This is a genomic window from Pelolinea submarina (genome assembly GCF_003966975.1).
Taxonomy (GTDB): Bacteria; Chloroflexota; Anaerolineae; order Anaerolineales; family Anaerolineaceae; genus Pelolinea; species Pelolinea submarina.
The window spans coordinates 1,858,575-1,875,594 of record NZ_AP018437.1; the positions used below are offsets into that span (position 1 = coordinate 1,858,575).

The following is a 17,020-nucleotide window of genomic DNA, read 5'->3' on the forward strand; positions in this document are numbered from 1 at the left end:
AGATATTCAAAAATATTGTGATATAATGTCAGTTTGTCTGCATATAGGTAGAATATTGTTAATAGTTATTAATTTAATTAAATTTCCTCGACTTCCCAAGGAGGTAAATTAGTGGAAACTAAAAGCCTAGTAGCACTCCGAATCAGTCTCGCATCACCCGATACCATCCGATCGTGGTCGTATGGCGAAGTGACCAAACCTGAAACAATCAATTACCGGCGCTTGCGCCCAGAGAAGGATGGTCTGTTTTGTGAAGCGATATTTGGACCTACTCGCGATTACCAATGCTATTGTGGTAAGTACAAGAACCCCCGTTATAAAGGAATTGTCTGTGATAAATGCGGCGTTGAAGTAACCCGTTCTTCCGTCCGCCGTGAGCGCATGGGACACATCGAACTGGCATCCCCTGTAGCGCATATCTGGTATACGCGTCGTGTACCCTCCTATTTAGGCTTACTGCTCAATATATCCCGCAGAAATCTTGATCGCGTACTGTATTTTGCCCAATATATCGTCACTTTCGTTGACGAGGACGCGAAACAGAAGGTATTGAACCGCCTGGAAGATGAGGTGGCGGATGCCGATCATGACGAAATGGGCAACCTTGAAGCGCGCATCAAAGAAATTCAAGCTGCTCGCGATGTAGAAATTCAGGAACTAGCCGACCAGAAGAAAGAATTGGAAGGCAAAGTTGATGAATTGATTGGTCAGCGGATGGACCCAATCATCAAAGAAGGCCAGGCTCTGGAACAGAAGATCCAGGAAAAAGAAGGATCCGCGATCCGCAAGGACATGGTCTTTGAATCGGCAGAAGTTACTATCTTGAAAGCCGGTGAGGTGATTGACGCGAAATTGCTGTCAGTCGTTCAAGATGCCGTTAAAGGCAAATTGGAAGAGGTTGAGAACGAAGTCCGCAGCCAAATCGAGGACGATATGGCTAAAGTGGACGTTGGCATTGAAAAAGTGCGTGCTGAAGCGGATTTGAATATCGCCAATTTGAGCGAACAGTTGGGTGATATCCGTTTGGAAGTCAAATCCAAGATTGACCAGCAGCGCGACGAGTTGGAAGACCTTGCTCCCTTCAAATTCCTCAGCGAGAACCAATACCGTGACCTGAAATCCCGTTATGGGCAGGTTTTCCGTGCCGAAATGGGCGCGGAAGCGTTTGTGGATATCCTCAGCCGTTTGGATTTGGACCAATTGGCCCAGGACTTGTGGCTGGAAGTAAAGACGACCAAGAGTAAACAAAAACGCAAGAAGAGCACCACTCGTTTGAAGGTAGTGGAAGCTTTCCGACGTTCCAAAAACCGTCCGGAGTGGATGATTCTCTCGGTGCTGCCGGTGATTCCTCCCGACCTGCGCCCGATGGTGCAATTGGATGGCGGCCGCTTTGCGACCTCCGACCTGAACGATCTGTACCGGCGTGTGATCAACCGCAACAATCGTTTGAAGCGGTTGCTGGAATTAGGCGCTCCGGATGTAATCGTACGCAATGAAAAGCGTATGTTGCAGGAAGCTGTCGATTCCCTGATTGATAACTCACAGCGCGGCAAAGCCTTATCACGCCGCGGTCGGCGCGAACTGAAATCCCTCAGCGATATGCTGAAGGGTAAGAAGGGCCGTTTCCGCCGCAACCTGTTGGGTAAGCGTGTGGATTACTCCGGCCGTTCCGTTATTGTGGTTGGCCCGAAACTCAAACTGTACCAGTGCGGTCTGCCCAAGACCATGGCGTTGGAACTCTACCGTCCGTTTGTTATCGCCGGGCTGGTCAAGAAGAATTACGCCGCCAACGTGAAAGGCGCGCGCCGTTTGATGGAACGCAACCGCCCCGAAGTTTGGGAGGTTTTGGAAGAAGTCATTGGCGATCGCCCGGTTCTGCTGAACCGCGCGCCTACGTTGCACCGCCTGGGTATTCAAGCCTTTGAACCCGTGCTGATTGAAGGCAGCGCAATCCAGCTTCACCCGCTGGTGACCACGGCTTTCAACGCCGACTTTGACGGTGACCAAATGGCCGTGCATGTGCCGCTTTCCGAAAAAGCAGTTTGGGAAGCCCGCAATTTAATGCTGGCATCCAAGAACTTGCTCAAGCCTGCCGACGGTGAACCGATCATTTCGCCTTCCAAAGACATGGTGTTAGGTGTTTATTACCTGACCCGTGAACCACGCAAGGAATATACCGGTAAAGAACCGGCTTATTCAACTTTTGATGAAGTCGATATGGCGTTCCGCCTGAATCAGGTGAAAGTCGCAACTCAAATTCGTTTACAAGTAAAAACCTGGTTTGATGAAGCTGGAAAACGCATGGCCGAACCGGAAACCCGTGTAATCAACACCACGGTTGGCCGTGTATTGTTCAACTACATTCTGCCGCCTGAAATCCAGTTCTACAATGACATGCTGGAAAAGGGCCGCATCAAGAGTTTGATTGCAGAAATTTACGACTTATGTGGTGAAGAAGTCACCACGGATGTGGCCGATAAGATCAAGGACATTGGCTTTGAATACGCCATGCTTTCCGGCACAACCTTATCCGTGGCAGATATCACTGTTCCTGAAGAAAAGAAAGGTATTCTGGCAGATTCCAATGCGGCAGTAGAAGAAGTACAGAAATCGTTCCGCCGCGGCAGATTAACCGAACAGGAAATGAACGAGCGCGTGATTGATATTTGGCAAGAAACCACTCGTGTAGTGGGTGAAGCCGTACGCGCGAGCATGGATCCCACCGGCAACCTGTCCACCATGGCGAATTCCGGAGCTACCAAAGGCGGTTTCGGCCCAATTTCACAATTAGCCGGTATGCGTGGTTTGATGGCTGACCCATCAGGACGTATTATCCGCCTGCCGATTCAATCCAACTTCCGCGAAGGTCTGACTGCCCTGGAATACTTCATCTCCACCCATGGCGCCCGTAAAGGTCTGGCAGATACCGCTTTGCGTACAGCAGATGCCGGTTACCTGACCCGCCGTTTGGTGGATGTCGCCCAGGACATGATTATTAATGAAGAAGACTGCGAAACCAATGATGGCATTTGGATCCGCAAAGGCGATGATATCGCCGGCCAATCCCTGGAATCCCGGTTGTACGGTCGTATCGCGGGCAGTAATATTGTTGACCCAAAGACAGGCGAGATCATCGTTGAACGCAATCAAATGCTGAGCAACGCGGATCTGGCGAAGATTGTCGAAGCTGGAGTGGAAGAAGTATTTGTACGTTCTCCCCTGACTTGTGAATTGAAACATGGTCTGTGCCAAAAGTGTTACGGCATGGATTTGGGACGCGGTAAATTAGTGGAAAAGGGCACAGCGGTGGGAACCATCGCAGCGCAATCCATTGGTGAGCCTGGCACGCAGCTGACTCTGCGTACATTCCACACCGGTGGTGTGGCGGCCGGTTCCGACATCACGACTGGTTTGCCCCGTGTGGAAGAGCTGTTTGAAGCACGCCGTATGCCGAAAGGCGAAGCCGTTATGTGCACCATCACCGGTACGGCCACGGTTATCCCAGCAGATTCTTCCAATGAGTTGAACCGCGTGAAAGTCGAACACAGTGAACTCATTCAGGATGAATATGCGATTCCCGAGGGTTGGGAAATCAAAGTGACCGATGAACAGGAGCTGAAAGAAGCCGAAGTCATCGCCGCTAACGAAGACGCTACCATTATTGCCCAACACGGCGGACGTATCGAAGTCAAGAAAGATAAAGTAGTGGTTTCTTACGATCAGGTTGAAACTGAGGAATTTGACATTCCCGGTATGCTGCGCCTGATTGTTAAAAATGGTGAAAAAGTCGAAGCCGGTCAGGCCTTGACCGAAGGTTCATTGAACCCGCACACCATCCTGCGTATCAAAGGCCGTGAGGCTTGCCAGCTATACCTGCTGAGCGAAATTCAGAACGTTTACCGTGCGCAGGGCCAGAACATTAACGATAAACACTTTGAAGTAATCATCCGCAAGATGATGAGCAAAGTCCAAGTTATCCGCCCGGGCGATTCGGAATTCCTGCCGATGGATATGGTCGACCGCATGGAAATCCGGCTGCTGAACGAGACTTTGCGCGCCGAAGGAAGACAACCCGCGAGATTCATTGAGGTTCTGTTGGGTGTTACAAAGGCCTCATTGACCACCGATTCATGGTTGTCTGCTTCTTCCTTCCAGCACACCATTAAAGTGCTGGCAGGCGCAGCCATCGCAGCAGATCAGGATCCGCTGTTTGGCTTGAAGGAGAACGTGATCATCGGAAAGTTGATCCCATCCGGCACAGGCTTCTCGGATAAGCGTATTGATACCATCAACGCAATGGTCGAAGTAAACGAACATCGTTTTGATGAACCAGTAGCTGAAGAAGATCTGGAAGCGGAAGCTGAAACAGAAACTGCTCCGGCACCGGAAGAATAAAATCAGCATTACGTAGTTATGAAAAAAGCCCATCTTTTTACGAGATGGGCTTTCTTTTATATAAAGGATAGTAGTTTTAAAAACAGCGGTGATTAAATTGCTGCTCCGACATTCGTCGAATAAGTGATGAAAATGCGGCTATCAATCCCTTTTGCGGTGAACGCATTTTGCATGGTTTTCCCAATTTCTTCGAAGCGCTCATCCGCGAAGGCGAGTAGGCTGGGCCCGGCACCGGAAAGCGCTGCGCCGTAAGCACCTGCATCATAGGCTGCCTGTAGGGCGTCGGAAGCACCTGGCATCAAATCCAGACGGTACGGCTGGTGCAGGCAGTCCTGCATGGCAGTGCGGAACAGGTCACGGTGACCGTCGCGCAGGGCGTTGACCAGCAGCACGGCGCGGCCAATGTTGGTAACTGCATCCGTACGGCTGATTGTATCAGGCAGGGCGGCGCGCGCTTGCTGCGTACTGAGTTGGATGTCAGGCAGCACAATAACCGCATGCAGCGGCTGCATGGGAATCTTTTCCGCCAGCCAACCGTTTTCAGTGCGTACGGCTGCTACCAGCCCGCCCATAAGGCATGCGGCTACGTTATCCGCGTGGCCTTCAAAATCAGCGGCCAGCGACAACAAATTGGCATTGGAGATGCTGCTCTTCAACATGCGCCTGGCACCCAATAAACCGGTGATTATGGCGGAGGCACTTGAACCCAGCCCGGAAGATATCGGGATTGCGTTACGGCAGCGCAGAGATAACCCTGTTGGGAATGCAACACCTTCCAGTTTGAATAATTTCTCGGCTGCCTGAAAAATTAAATTGCTGCGGTCTCGGGCTAATTGCCTGGCACCTTCACCTTCAATTTCAACGCTATACCCTTTTTCCACCGGTGTGAATTGGACTTCATTCCATATATCCAATGCTAGCCCCAGACAGTCAAAGCCAGGGCCGAGGTTGGCTGTTGTAGCCGGAACACGCACGCAAACCGGATTGAGCTCAGTCATGGAGGATAACTTTCTCCAGTTCGGCTAACTCGGATTTGACTACCTGCGGTTTAGTGAATTGCGCGGTGATGATATCGGGGTCTTTCAAGCCATGGCCGGTACAGACGATGACAACCTTCTTCCCGGACAAGTTCAGTGATCCGCTATCAACTTCCTTGATCAAACCAGACAGACCGGCAGCAGATGCGGGTTCTACCCAAATGCCGCTGCTGGCTAACAACTTCTGCGCAGCCAGGATTTCTTCATCGCTGGCAGCGATAATGCGTCCGTGCGATTCGCTGGCAGCCGTGACAGCTTCTTCACCGCGTGCGGGTTTGCCAATGCGAATGGCGGTGGCGATAGTCTCCGGGTGTTCAACGGGATGGCCCAGCACAAGGGGAGCGGCGCCGGCCGCTTGCACGCCCAGGATCTGCGGCAGGACGGTTTTTTTCTTTTCATGGTACTGCTTAAAACCCATCCAGTAGGCAGTGATGTTGCCGGCATTGCCGACGGGTAACGCCAGCCAATCCGGCGCGCTGCCTAACGTTTCGCATAATTCAAACGCAGCGCTCTTTTGGCCTTCCAGGCGGAAGGGATTGAGTGAATTGACCAGGGCAATAGGGTGCTTATTGGAAATGGCGACCACCAAACTGAGCGCATCGTCGAACGAACCGTCGATTTGAATTACCTGAGCGCCGTAGGCGATGGCACCGGCCAGTTTACCGGCTGCGACCTTGCCGGCCGGGATGATGACGATGGCGCGCATACCGGCGCGGGCAGCATAAGCGGCCGCGGAGGCGGCGGTATTGCCGGTGGAAGCGCAAATGACGGTTTTCGCGCCGCGGTGAGCGGCTTCGCTTACCGCCACGGTCATGCCGCGGTCTTTGAATGACCCGGTCGGATTCAAGCCCTCGAACTTCACACGCAGGTCGAAGCCGCCGCCAAGTCGATCGGCGATTTTGGGAACCGGAATGAGCGGGGTATTGCCTTCGAGCATGCTGATTGCGCGCATTCCTTCCGGGATGTTCAGCAGTGGTCTATATGTTTCAATAATTCCCTGATAAGCCATGATGTTGGATACCCTCCAATTGATTAAAAATATTAATTCAAAGAAACAGTTTTTAGAATATCTTCTGCCGAAATGCCGCCTTCGCGCAGGATACTTATTTGAGATTGGCTGCAATCCACAACTGTGGAAGGAATACCACCCTCACAACGGCCGCCATCAATGACCAACTCCACACGCCCATCCAGCTGCGCCAAAACCTCTTCGGCCGTTGCCGGACTGGGCGCGCCGGAAATATTGGCGGAGGTGGCTGCCAGAGGACCGCATGCTTGCATCAATTCCAACAACCAGGCATAGTTTGGCATGCGCAGTCCGACCGTTGGGTAAATGGTCAATTCGGCAGGTAATACCGGATTTTTCTCCACAATGATGGTCAGCGCCCCCGGCCAAAAACGCTCTGCCAGTTTTTTGGCGGCTTTGCTGAAATCGGCCGCCAGATTTTCTGATTGGCGATGTGTGCCAACCAGCACCGGAATTGCTTTCAACGCGTCGCGTTCCTTGATCAGGTATAACTGCTTGATGGCATCCGGGTTATCCACTGCACAGGCGACGCCATAGACAGTGTCCGTGGGCACGGCCACAACACCTCCGGATCGAATGATTTCCAGCGTAGCAACCGCCGCGATTGGGTCGGATTGTGCAATGATCCTGGTTTTCATGCCTTCTTGCTTTCTGTCTCAATAATTGCCAGCCTGGGAAGCCGGTTTAAATCCGGCATAATTGTAACGCTTGCTTGTGGAAAATGGCGATTGATTAAGGTATTAATTGGTTCAGTTTGTGAATATTCCATTTCGAGCAGGATTACCGCATCCGGATTTAAACGACTTTTTAACTGACCCAATAGGCGATCAATCAAACGCAAGCCGTCCGGTCCGCCATCCAACGCGGCAAGCGGCTCATGACGGGCAACATCCAGCGTTTCTATTTTTTCTGAGGGAATATAAGGCAGGTTGGCGCAGACCAGATCAAAAGGGCCGCCAAGACTGGCCAACAAATCACACTGAACCAGGCCAACTTGTTTTTCCAACGCATGGCGGGTACGGTTTGTGTGGGCTACCAGCAGGCTGAAAAAGGACAGATCCGTGGCAATAAATTTCACCTGAGAGCTGTGTTTGGCGATCGACAGGGCAATACAGCCGCTGCCGGTGCCAACGTCGGCTGCCAGACGTGCACGAGGGTGTTTTGCCAGCCAGCGCAGCGCGGTTTCAACCAGGAGTTCAGTTTCAGGGCGCGGGATTAGCACATTCTTATTGACGGAAAAATCCAGACCGTAGAATGCCTGGTTTCCCAGCAGGTAGGGCAGCGGTTCACCGGTTAGCAGCTGCTGGAGTTGGTGCTCTAGCGTTTCAACCTGTTCAGGATTGAGATCGTATTCGGGGTGCGCTTGCGGCCAATAAGCGGGCTGCTGCAGGGTATGCGCAGCTAAAGCATATAGGCTGGAAATGGGTTCGTCCGGCAGGGCGCTTAACGCGCGGCGGGCATCAACCAGCCAATCTCCCAGTTTCCGCGAGCCGGGTGGATTACTCAGCTTCGGATAATCGCTCCGCTTCATCCTGCATCGCTAACTCATCAATGAATACATCCAAGTTGCCTTCCATAACGTTGGGTAGATTATGGGATGACACATTGATGCGGTGATCGGTTACACGGGATTGCGGATAGTTGTAAGTCCGGATTTTCTCGGCACGTTCTCCACTGCCAACTTGTGAGCGACGGGAAGCACTTTCCGCTGCCAGGCGTTTTTCTTCCTCAATCTCATACAGACGGGCGCGAAGAATGCTCATGGCCCGCTGACGGTTTTGCAGCTGTGAGCGTTCGTCCTGGCAGGCTACAACGATATTGGTGGGAAGGTGGGTGATGCGCACCGCGGTCATATTCTTTTGAACATTCTGCCCGCCGGCGCCGGCTGATTTATAAACGTCGATACGCAGATCAGATTCTGGAATTTGAATATCCACATCTTCCGCCTCCGCTAAAACGGCTACGGTGACCGTGGAGGTGTGAATACGGCCGGAGGATTCCGTTGAGGGTATGCGCTGGACACGATGCACACCGGACTCGTATTTAAAGCGGGAATAAGCACCGCGGCCTTTGATCATAAAGATAATTTCTTTCAGGCCGCCGATGCCGGTTTCATTTTGAGAGAGTACTTCAACCGTCCAACGATGGTTTTCGGCATAATGGGTATACATGCGGAACAGATCGGCCGCAAATAGCCCGGCTTCATCGCCGCCGGTACCTGCCCGGATTTCGATAATTACATTGCGCCTGTCGCGAGGATCTTTCGGGACCAGCAGGTTTTTCAATTCTGCTTCCAATTTGACTGCAAGCGGATTCAATTTCTCCAAATCCTCCTGAGCCAGGTTGCGCATATCCTCATCGTCCAATTCCAGCAATGATTCCGCTTCTTCAATGGATTTTAGCGTTTGCCGATAGAAATTGGCTTTCTCGACAATTTCTTCAAGGTCGGATTTCTCTTTAGAGAGTTCCGCTACTTTCTGGTAATCGTCAATGTTTTCTTCGATGGATTTGTTGAGTTCTTTAAACCGTGTTTCTACGGCGATAAGACTTTCTAAAAGCATAAAACTGACCTTTTCCTTTTAAACATCCTGTTTTGGTAATAAACTATAATCCATGAATTATACCAGTCCTGTTTTTACGACAATTTTACATTCGTGTGAAGCTGTATGGACATTAGCGTGGATATAATAAATTGACGGAGGTTTAAATGCAGACATTTGGAAAAAAAGATGTAATCGGTTCACCGAACGCCCCCAAAGCCGTCGGACCCTATTCGGCCGCGATCAAAACCGGACCTTTTGTGTTTATGTCAGGGCAACTTGGGTTAGATCCTCAAAGCGGAAGTTTGGTGGAAGGCGGTGTTGAAGCGCAAACGAAACAAGCCCTCACGAATTTGCAGAGTATTCTACAATCCAACGGCCTGGATATGGAAGCTATCGTAAAAACGACAGTTTTCTTGCAGGATATGGATGATTTTGCAAAAATGAACGCGGTTTATGCGGAGTTCTTTAAATCTGATCCCCCAGCACGTTCTACGATTGAGGTAGCAGCGCTGCCAAAAGGCGGATTAGTGGAGATTGAAGCGATCGCGTTAACAGCGTGAAACGCTGAAGGAATATATGCCTGTCGAACGAATTTATGTGGTCGATGATGAAGCCAGCATCATCGAATTTGTGCGAATATATCTTGAAAAAGAAGGTTTCCAGGTTAAGGGATTTAAAGACGGCAAACAAGCCTATAGTGCTATCATGGCCGATCCGCCGGACCTGGTTGTTCTGGATGTAATGCTGCCCAGTATGGATGGTTTTGAGATTTGCAAGAAAATACGCTCCGAAGAAAACCAGGTCCCGATCATTATGCTGACAGCCAAGGATGAGGAAATCGATAAAATCGTCGGCCTGGAATTAGGCGCAGATGATTACCTGACAAAACCTTTCAATCCGCGCGAACTCGTCGCACGTATTAAAGCAGTTTTACGCCGGGTAACGCTTAAAAGGCAAACCCAGGAAGAAATCATCCATGCGGGAGATATCACACTGGATATAAAGCGCCGGGAAGTCAAGATCAAGGATGATTTGATCAAACTGCGCACGCAGGAATTTGAATTACTGCGAGTTTTGGCTGAAGAACCTGGCCGTGTTTTTTCCCGTGATCAATTGCTTTACCTGGCTTGGGGATATGATTTTGCCGGCCAAACCCGTACAGTTGACGTACATATTGCACAGTTGCGGCGAAAAATACAGGCGGCTGATGTCCAAATTGAAACTGTGACCGGGTATGGATATAAACTAGTATATTGATGATGCATTCTTCATCGATTAATACCCGCCTCTGGTTAACTTACACGATGATAATCTTCCTCGTGCTAACTTTCGCATCGGCGGGGATTATTTTTGCTTTTCAACGCAGCCCGCTGCTTTACCGTCAAATTTTTCTACGAATGGATCTGGTGTCCAATTTACTAACGGATCGATTATCTTTTGTAATTAATGCAGATTGGGATCCGACAATCCAATTATTCTTTAAAGAAGCTGAATTATTGGATGTACAGGTAGCCATTTTGGATAGTTCAGGAACGCTGTTATTTCACACCATGGATTATAGTGTAGATCAGATTCCGCAAATCAACGATCCGTTCACTACCGCGGAACGGAGCGCTGACCGTGCTTTGGTTTTCAACGATGCGGAAAAAGAGGATTGGTTTTATCAGATAAGCCAAATCAATGATGCTTATTATCTTCTGGTGGCTGCCCGCAGACCGGACGTGGCTATTCAATCTCTCTTTCAGGATGAGTTGGTTAAACCGCTGCTGCGTACAGGGTTGTTTGCGCTGATTGGAGCGTTTGTTTTAAGTTGGCTAATGGCCGAGTGGATCACCCGTCCGCTGCGAAAAATCTCAGAATCAGCAAAGAATATCGCAGTAGGGAAATACGAGAAAGTACCTATTGAAGGCCCTATGGAAGTTCAACAATTAGCGCTAGCCATGAATGACATGAGCCAAAAAGTGGAAAAAAGCCTTCAATCTCAAAGAGACTTTGTTGCCAACGTTTCACACGAATTTAAAACTCCTTTGACATCCATTCAGGGTTTCTCCCAAGCAATATATGATGGAACTGTACATAACAAAAAGGATATTCAGCACGCATCTGACGTAATATTAAATGAAACCAACCGATTAAACGTATTGGTCAATGATCTGCTCACTCTAGCAAAGTTGGACGCAGGAACGATGTCAATGACCAAAGAGAGTGTTGAATTAAACCGGTTAATGCAAAGCAGCATTGAACGTTTTTACTACGAATTAGAAAAAGCCGATATAAAAATCAATCCGGTTTTTAGTGATGAAATCTATCTTTATGCCGATGCCGTACGTCTGGGGCAAGTTTTTTCCAATTTGATTGACAATGCCATAAAGTACTCAATTCCCGGTTCGGAAATTCAGGTTACGATTAGCCGGCAAGGTAGACAGGCAATGGTGACGGTATCCGATACGGGGCCGGGTATTTCCGAGGAAGAATGTGCCCGAATCTTCGAACGATTTTATCAAGTCGATAAATCCCGGCAGGGCGGTACGGGCCGAGGGGTGGGTTTGGGATTGGCTATTTCCAAACAGGATGTGGAAGCGCATGGGGGCGAAATATCAGTTTCCAGTAAAGTAGGCGAAGGTAGCACTTTTATGGTAAAACTACCCATAGAAGATGCGACCAACAAATAACACGCTCATTGAAGTATCTGTAATCATCCCTTGTTACAATGAGGGAGAAACCATCCAATTATTGCTGCAGGCTTTGCTGGAGCAAACCTATCCTAGTACAAAAATGGAAGTAGTAATTGCGGATGCACTTTCTGAGGATGATACACGCGAAAAAATCGCGCAGTTCGCACAAGAACACTCTGACCTGCGCATAGTCGTAGTGGACAATCCGCGCCGAACAATTCCAGCGGCAGTAAATACCGCTGCGCAAGCTGCCCAGGGAACTTATCTGGTGCGTATGGATGCTCATTCAGTTCCCGATATGGAATACGTGGCTACCAGCATTCAATTATTGAAGGATGGTGTGGCGGAGAATGTGGGCGGGGTGTGGGAAATCGCACCCGGAGATGAAAGTTGTATCGCGAAAGCAATCGCGGCGGCCGCTTCGCATCCGCTTGGCGCAGGAGATGCTCTCTATCGTATTGCGAAGAAAGCGGCATATGTGGAAACGGTTCCGTTCGGCGCATTTTCGAAAGCAGTATTTGAAAAAGTAGGACGATTTGACGAGAGCCTGTTATCCAACGAAGATTATGAATTTAATACGCGTATCCACCTGAACGGCGGTAAAGTGTGGTTGGATCCACGCATTCACTCGCGTTACTTCGCCCGCAAAAACCTGAGACAATTGGCCCGGCAATATTGGCGCTACGGCTTTTGGAAGCTGAAAATGCTTAAACGCTATCCCAAAACCATACGTTGGCGCCAAGCTATCCCGCCACTTTTTGTTTTTGGCGTTCTTCTGTTTACAATTCTGTCGGTTTTCTCGAATTTTGCTCGTATAATACTGGCATGTATTCTTGGACTATATCTGGCCATATTATTGGCTTTCAGTTTGTTTGAGGCGTTTAAAAGAAAAAATCTATGCTACATAGCGATGGTTTGTGCAATTACAGTGATGCATTTTTCCTGGGGGATGGGTTTCCTATATAGCGCTGTAGATATTTCACGAGAGGTATGAACATTTTTTATGGGTGAAAACCGACTATATCAGAAGCCTTTATGGCGGATTACAAATAACGAACGCAGATTCATCCTGCTGGTAGGCGATATTATCGCCACGGGTATTGGCCTGATTATCGCGCTTTATTTCTGGGCCATGAAAGACCAGTGGATGGATTTCACCTGGCAATTTTTAAAAGAACGTCCCCCATCCTGGTATTATGCTTTGCCAATTATCTGGTTGGTTTTGCTGATTGAACTGTACGATATTCGGCGATCCAGCCGTGTGGCAGACACTGTTCGGGGTGTGGCAGTAACCGCCGCCATTAGCACGATACTTTATTTATTGGTCTTCTTTGTGTCTGAACCAAAGTCTCTGCCTCGCCGCGGTGTTGCCGGCTTTATCGTTGCGGCTGCAATATTGACGTTGGCCTGGCGTTTGATTTACATCCGCATTTTTACCGCCCCCGTGTTTCTGAAACGCGTCATGATTATTGGCGCCGGCAGAGCCGGGTCCATTCTGGTTGAAATGATTCAGGAAATGACCCCCACGCCTTTTTCAGTGGTTGGTTTTATCGATGACGATCCCAAAAAAGAAGGAATGAAAATTGCCGGCCTTCCGGTGCTCGGAAATAGCACAAATATTTTGGAGATTATTAAAAAGGAGCAGATTTCCGATTTAATATTCTCAATCTCCGGTGATATGCAGCCTTCTCTTTATTCCGCAATTGTATCGGCTGAGGAACAGGGGATTGAAGTACGCACCATGCCGGTTGTCTATGAGGAGTTATTTGGCCGTGTTCCGATTGCCTTGCTTGCAGATGATTGGGTTCTGCGCTCGTTTGTTGACCGCGCCCACGCTACCGGAAGTTACGAATTGTTCAAACGCCTGATGGATATATTAGGTTCAATTGTCGGACTGCTCCTTCTTATCCCATTATTCCCTTTCATTGCTTTGATCATCCTAATTGATGATGGAATGCCAATTATTTTTAAACAAGTACGTATTGGAAAGAATGGCGAAGAGTTTAAATTACTCAAATTCCGCAGTATGCGCCGTGATGCCGAAGAAGATGGCGTGGCGCGCTTCGCGGTGGAAAACGATACACGCGTCACGCGTATCGGCCGCTTCCTGCGGAGGAGTCACCTGGACGAATTACCACAGTTCATCAATGTCCTGCGCGGCGACATCTCCCTGGTGGGGCCGCGGGCTGAACGCCCCCAGTTGATTGACAAGCTGCAAAAGGAAGTTCCATTCTATCGGGCACGTCTGTTTGTGAAACCCGGCGCAACGGGCTGGGCGCAAATTAACTACCAATATGCTTCAAATGTGGAGGAGACAGCGGTCAAGTTGGAATATGACCTTTATTACATTATGCACCGCAATATTATTTTGGACATAAGGATTCTGCTTAGAACCTTCGGTGCCATGTTTGGTTTCCACGGACAGTAGTATGAAGGTGATTTTCAACATTCGCAACCGGCATCTCTTTGTCGCAGACCTGTTTCTCACTGTCCTCTCCGTTCTGTCCGCTTATATTCTGCGGTTGGAATTGGTTGAAGTATTCAGCAATTATTACATTTCTTTATTATGGATGCTGGGATTATCGCTGTTAATTAAGCCCAGTGTGTATTATTTTCTCGGCCTTTATCGGCGCATGTGGATCTATGCCAGTATGCGCGAGCTGCGATTAATAGTCATAGCGGTCAGCGGGGCTTCCGCAATCATTTCTCCCCTCATGCTGATATTGTTTTCCAACCGTTTTTTCGTCGCTTTTCCGCGCTCGGTTTTGATCATCGACTGGATGATCTCCATCGTTCTGATCGGCGGCTCGCGCTATAGTCTGCGGATGCTGGCGGAAATGAAGAATCGCAACGGGAATGCAAAAAATAACCGGAAAACCAAGAATGCCCTCATCATCGGGGCGGGCGATGCCGGTGCATTGGTCGCCAAGGAATTACAGAAAAATCCCTTTATCAATATGAAACCGATCGGGTTTCTGGACGACAATCCGGATAAATTCCACCAACAAATACACAGCATTCCTGTAATTGGTCGGTTAAAGGATCTGTCCAAAGTTATTAATTTGAATCGGGTAGACGAAGTTATTATTGCCATTCCCAGTGCTCCGGGACATGCTATCCGTACCGTTGCCGATGTATGCCGGAAGAAACGCATTCCATACCGCACGATGCCCGGCATGTACGAATTGCTGGACGGCAAGGTTAGCGTAACACGCCTTCGCGAGGTGGAAATCTCCGACCTACTACGGCGGGAACCGGCTCAAATTGACGATGAAATTGTTGGAGATATCATCAAAGATAAAGTTGTCCTGGTAACGGGAGCGGGCGGGTCAATCGGAACGGAGTTATGCCGCCAAATTGCCCGGTGGAGACCCTCGCAGATGGTTTTGTTGGGGCACGGCGAGAACAGTGTTTTTGAAACGTACCTGGAATTAAAAGAGAGCTACCCGAATTTATCCATTTATGCTGCAATTGCCGATATCCGTGATTTGGAACGCATGAAGCAGGAAATCTCGCGCACCAAACCCAATGTTATTTTCCACGCGGCCGCTCATAAGCATGTTCCTTTGATGGAAAATAATGTGGAGGATTGCATCCTCAACAACGTTCTGGGAACACAGAACGTGGTGCGCTGCTGTCAAATGTACGATGTGGAACGCATGGTATTAATTTCCACGGATAAAGCGATTCGCCCGGTCAGTGTGATGGGCGGCAGCAAGCGACTGGCTGAAATGATTGTCCTGGATGCAGCACAGCGTTCGGGAAAACCCTATTCCGTTGTGCGTTTCGGCAATGTACTGGGAAGCCGCGGCAGTGTGGTGCCTTTGTTCAAGCGGCAAATAGCCCAGGGCGGACCGGTCACGGTAACGCATCCGAAAATGAAACGTTACTTTATGACGATCCCCGAGGCAGTCCATTTGGTACTGCAAGCGGCTGGCATGGGTAAGGGCGGCGAGACGTTTGTATTAAACATGGGCGATCAAATCAAGATTGTTGATCTGGCTGAAGATCTCATCCGTTTATCCGGATTCGAACCGGGCAAAGATATTGAAATCGTCTTTACAGGTATTCGCGAGGGAGAGAAACTGAGCGAAGACCTGTGGAATGAAGGCCGAGAATTCAAACAGACTTCTCATCCGGAAATCTATTCGGAAGAGGGACAGGACGAACTTAAAGGCCAGAAATTGGACGATATCGTCGCTAAATTGGTTGAACTGGCTTATCAGGGAAAATCAGAAGAAATCATCCGATACCTGAATACCATCATCCCGCAAGCGGAAATTAAGAGCCTTCGATTCGAAGATATTAGTAAAATTAATTAATGACATCACTAACTCCTGAACAATGGGATGAATTCCTGAAACAATATCCCAACGCGCATATACTACAAACCGCTGCATGGGGCACTTTCAAGAGCCACTATGGTTGGCAGGCGCTCTATATCGAAAATAAAGAGGCCGGAGCACAAATTTTGCTGCGCAAGCTGGTATTCGGCCTCACCATTGCCTATATTCCAAAAGGGCCGTTGGGAAGCAATTGGAAGGCACTGCTGCCGGAAATTATCGAGCAATGCCGCCGGCATAACGCGATTGTTATTTACGTTGAACCGGATGCCTGGCAAGAAGATAGCGCAGAAATCGCTTCAGCGCTGCCAGGCTTTACGCTAAGCGATATTTCCATCCAACCGCGCAGAACTATAACCATTTCTCTGGAAGGACCGGAAGAGGAGTGGTTGGCGCGCATGAAACAAAAAACACGCTATAACATCCGCCTGGCAGAGAAGAAGGAAGTTGAAATCACCATTTCGGATGACCTGGATGTTTTCAACCAATTAATGCAGACTACCGGTGCGCGCGATGAGTTCGGCGTTCACCCGGGTTCCTATTACCAGCGAGTTTATGAATTGTTCCACCCAACCGGTGCATGCGAGCTTTTGCTGGCGTCTTATCAAAACCAACCGTTGGCTGCTATTATGATATTTAAAAAAGGCAAGCGGGCCTGGTATTTCTACGGTGCTTCCAATGACCAGGAACGCAACCGCATGCCGACTTATTTATTGCAGTATGAGGCCATGCGCTGGGCCGCGAAAGCCGGATGCAGCGAGTATGATTTATGGGGTGTACCGGATGCGGATGAAGATGCGCTGGAAGCGCAATTTTCGAAACGTTCCGATGGATTGTGGGGCGTCTATCGTTTCAAACGCGGTTTTGGCGGGGAAGTAAAACGCACTGCCGGTGTATATGCCAAGGTTCTGCGGCCTGCCATATACTGGTTATATTTGATCGCTATAAAAATCCGAAAAAGCGGTCTGGCTGGCTAGATCAGGCTTTTCGGTTAAAGAGA

At 49.2% G+C, this 17,020-nt stretch carries 13 protein-coding genes; 8 read left to right on the forward strand and 5 right to left on the reverse strand.

All coding sequences use genetic code 11. The features are described 5' to 3' along the window. Positions 1-81: 81 nt before the first annotated feature. Positions 82-4,395 carry a DNA-directed RNA polymerase subunit beta' gene (rpoC, locus tag Pelsub_RS08175; RefSeq protein ID WP_408635084.1) on the forward strand — a complete coding sequence of 1,438 codons (4,314 nt, stop codon included), beginning with the start codon at positions 82-84 and terminating at the stop codon, positions 4,393-4,395. Positions 4,396-4,487: 92 nt separating this feature from the next. Here rpoC and thrB read toward each other — a convergent pair whose 3' ends face one another. From thrB to prfA, 5 genes are read right to left on the reverse strand one after another with little or no spacing between them, the layout of a single operon-like run. After that, positions 4,488-5,393, reverse strand: a complete 906-nt coding sequence (thrB, locus tag Pelsub_RS08180; RefSeq protein ID WP_116224215.1) for a homoserine kinase — start codon at positions 5,391-5,393, stop codon at positions 4,488-4,490. Beyond that, a complete protein-coding gene (gene thrC, locus Pelsub_RS08185; protein ID WP_116224214.1) occupies positions 5,386-6,441 on the reverse strand; it encodes a threonine synthase in 1,056 nt (351 codons plus the stop codon). The genes thrB and thrC overlap by 8 nt, the downstream gene beginning before the upstream one ends. A gap of 32 nt (positions 6,442-6,473) precedes the next feature. Further along, positions 6,474-7,097: an L-threonylcarbamoyladenylate synthase gene (locus Pelsub_RS08190; protein ID WP_116224213.1), complete on the reverse strand. Its 624-nt coding sequence runs from the start codon at positions 7,095-7,097 to the stop codon at positions 6,474-6,476. Beyond that, positions 7,094-7,990, reverse strand: a complete 897-nt coding sequence (gene prmC, locus Pelsub_RS08195) for a peptide chain release factor N(5)-glutamine methyltransferase (protein WP_116224212.1) — start codon at positions 7,988-7,990, stop codon at positions 7,094-7,096. The genes Pelsub_RS08190 and prmC overlap by 4 nt, the downstream gene beginning before the upstream one ends. Next, positions 7,959-9,020, reverse strand: a complete 1,062-nt coding sequence (prfA, locus tag Pelsub_RS08200; protein ID WP_116224211.1) for a peptide chain release factor 1 — start codon at positions 9,018-9,020, stop codon at positions 7,959-7,961. The genes prmC and prfA overlap by 32 nt, the downstream gene beginning before the upstream one ends. A gap of 146 nt (positions 9,021-9,166) precedes the next feature. Between prfA and Pelsub_RS08205 the strand changes: the two genes are divergently transcribed. Genes Pelsub_RS08205 through Pelsub_RS08235 form a run of 7 tightly spaced genes read left to right on the forward strand, consistent with a single transcriptional unit; the run spans position 9,167 to position 16,997 of the window. Next, entirely contained in the window at positions 9,167-9,562 is a 396-nt protein-coding gene (locus tag Pelsub_RS08205; protein ID WP_116224210.1) for a RidA family protein, read from the forward strand. Between the two features lie 16 nt (positions 9,563-9,578). Continuing rightward, positions 9,579-10,259, forward strand: a complete 681-nt coding sequence (locus tag Pelsub_RS08210) for a response regulator transcription factor (protein ID WP_116224209.1) — start codon at positions 9,579-9,581, stop codon at positions 10,257-10,259. Next, positions 10,259-11,674, forward strand: coding sequence for a sensor histidine kinase (locus Pelsub_RS08215; RefSeq protein ID WP_116224208.1), 1,416 nt, complete (start codon positions 10,259-10,261; stop codon positions 11,672-11,674). Before Pelsub_RS08210 ends, Pelsub_RS08215 begins: the two co-directional genes overlap by 1 nt. Further along, positions 11,658-12,671 (forward strand): glycosyltransferase family 2 protein, encoded by a 1,014-nt coding sequence (locus Pelsub_RS08220; RefSeq protein ID WP_232528582.1) that lies wholly within the window; start codon positions 11,658-11,660, stop codon positions 12,669-12,671. Before Pelsub_RS08215 ends, Pelsub_RS08220 begins: the two co-directional genes overlap by 17 nt. A gap of 9 nt (positions 12,672-12,680) precedes the next feature. Next, positions 12,681-14,105, forward strand: coding sequence for a sugar transferase (locus Pelsub_RS08225; protein ID WP_116224207.1), 1,425 nt, complete (start codon positions 12,681-12,683; stop codon positions 14,103-14,105). Between the two features lies 1 nt (position 14,106). Next, positions 14,107-15,999 (forward strand): polysaccharide biosynthesis protein, encoded by a 1,893-nt coding sequence (locus Pelsub_RS08230; RefSeq protein WP_116224206.1) that lies wholly within the window; start codon positions 14,107-14,109, stop codon positions 15,997-15,999. Continuing rightward, a complete protein-coding gene (locus Pelsub_RS08235) occupies positions 15,999-16,997 on the forward strand; it encodes a lipid II:glycine glycyltransferase FemX (protein WP_116224205.1) in 999 nt (332 codons plus the stop codon). The genes Pelsub_RS08230 and Pelsub_RS08235 overlap by 1 nt, the downstream gene beginning before the upstream one ends. Positions 16,998-17,020: the final 23 nt, after the last annotated feature.

Bases quoted from the DNA above. Each gene is read 5' to 3' on its own strand.
- thrB (WP_116224215.1), bottom strand. From the start codon at position 5,393: ATGACTGAGCTCAATCCGGTTTGCGTGCGTGTTCCGGCTACAACAGCC.
- thrC (WP_116224214.1), bottom strand. From the start codon at position 6,441: ATGGCTTATCAGGGAATTATTGAAACATATAGACCACTGCTGAACATC.
- Pelsub_RS08190 (WP_116224213.1), bottom strand. From the start codon at position 7,097: ATGAAAACCAGGATCATTGCACAATCCGACCCAATCGCGGCGGTTGCT.
- prmC (WP_116224212.1), bottom strand. From the start codon at position 7,990: ATGAAGCGGAGCGATTATCCGAAGCTGAGTAATCCACCCGGCTCGCGG.
- prfA (WP_116224211.1), bottom strand. From the start codon at position 9,020: ATGCTTTTAGAAAGTCTTATCGCCGTAGAAACACGGTTTAAAGAACTC.
- Pelsub_RS08205 (WP_116224210.1), top strand. From the start codon at position 9,167: ATGCAGACATTTGGAAAAAAAGATGTAATCGGTTCACCGAACGCCCCC.
- Pelsub_RS08210 (WP_116224209.1), top strand. From the start codon at position 9,579: ATGCCTGTCGAACGAATTTATGTGGTCGATGATGAAGCCAGCATCATC.
- Pelsub_RS08215 (WP_116224208.1), top strand. From the start codon at position 10,259: ATGATGCATTCTTCATCGATTAATACCCGCCTCTGGTTAACTTACACG.
- Pelsub_RS08220 (WP_232528582.1), top strand. From the start codon at position 11,658: ATGCGACCAACAAATAACACGCTCATTGAAGTATCTGTAATCATCCCT.
- Pelsub_RS08225 (WP_116224207.1), top strand. From the start codon at position 12,681: ATGGGTGAAAACCGACTATATCAGAAGCCTTTATGGCGGATTACAAAT.
- Pelsub_RS08230 (WP_116224206.1), top strand. From the start codon at position 14,107: ATGAAGGTGATTTTCAACATTCGCAACCGGCATCTCTTTGTCGCAGAC.
- Pelsub_RS08235 (WP_116224205.1), top strand. From the start codon at position 15,999: ATGACATCACTAACTCCTGAACAATGGGATGAATTCCTGAAACAATAT.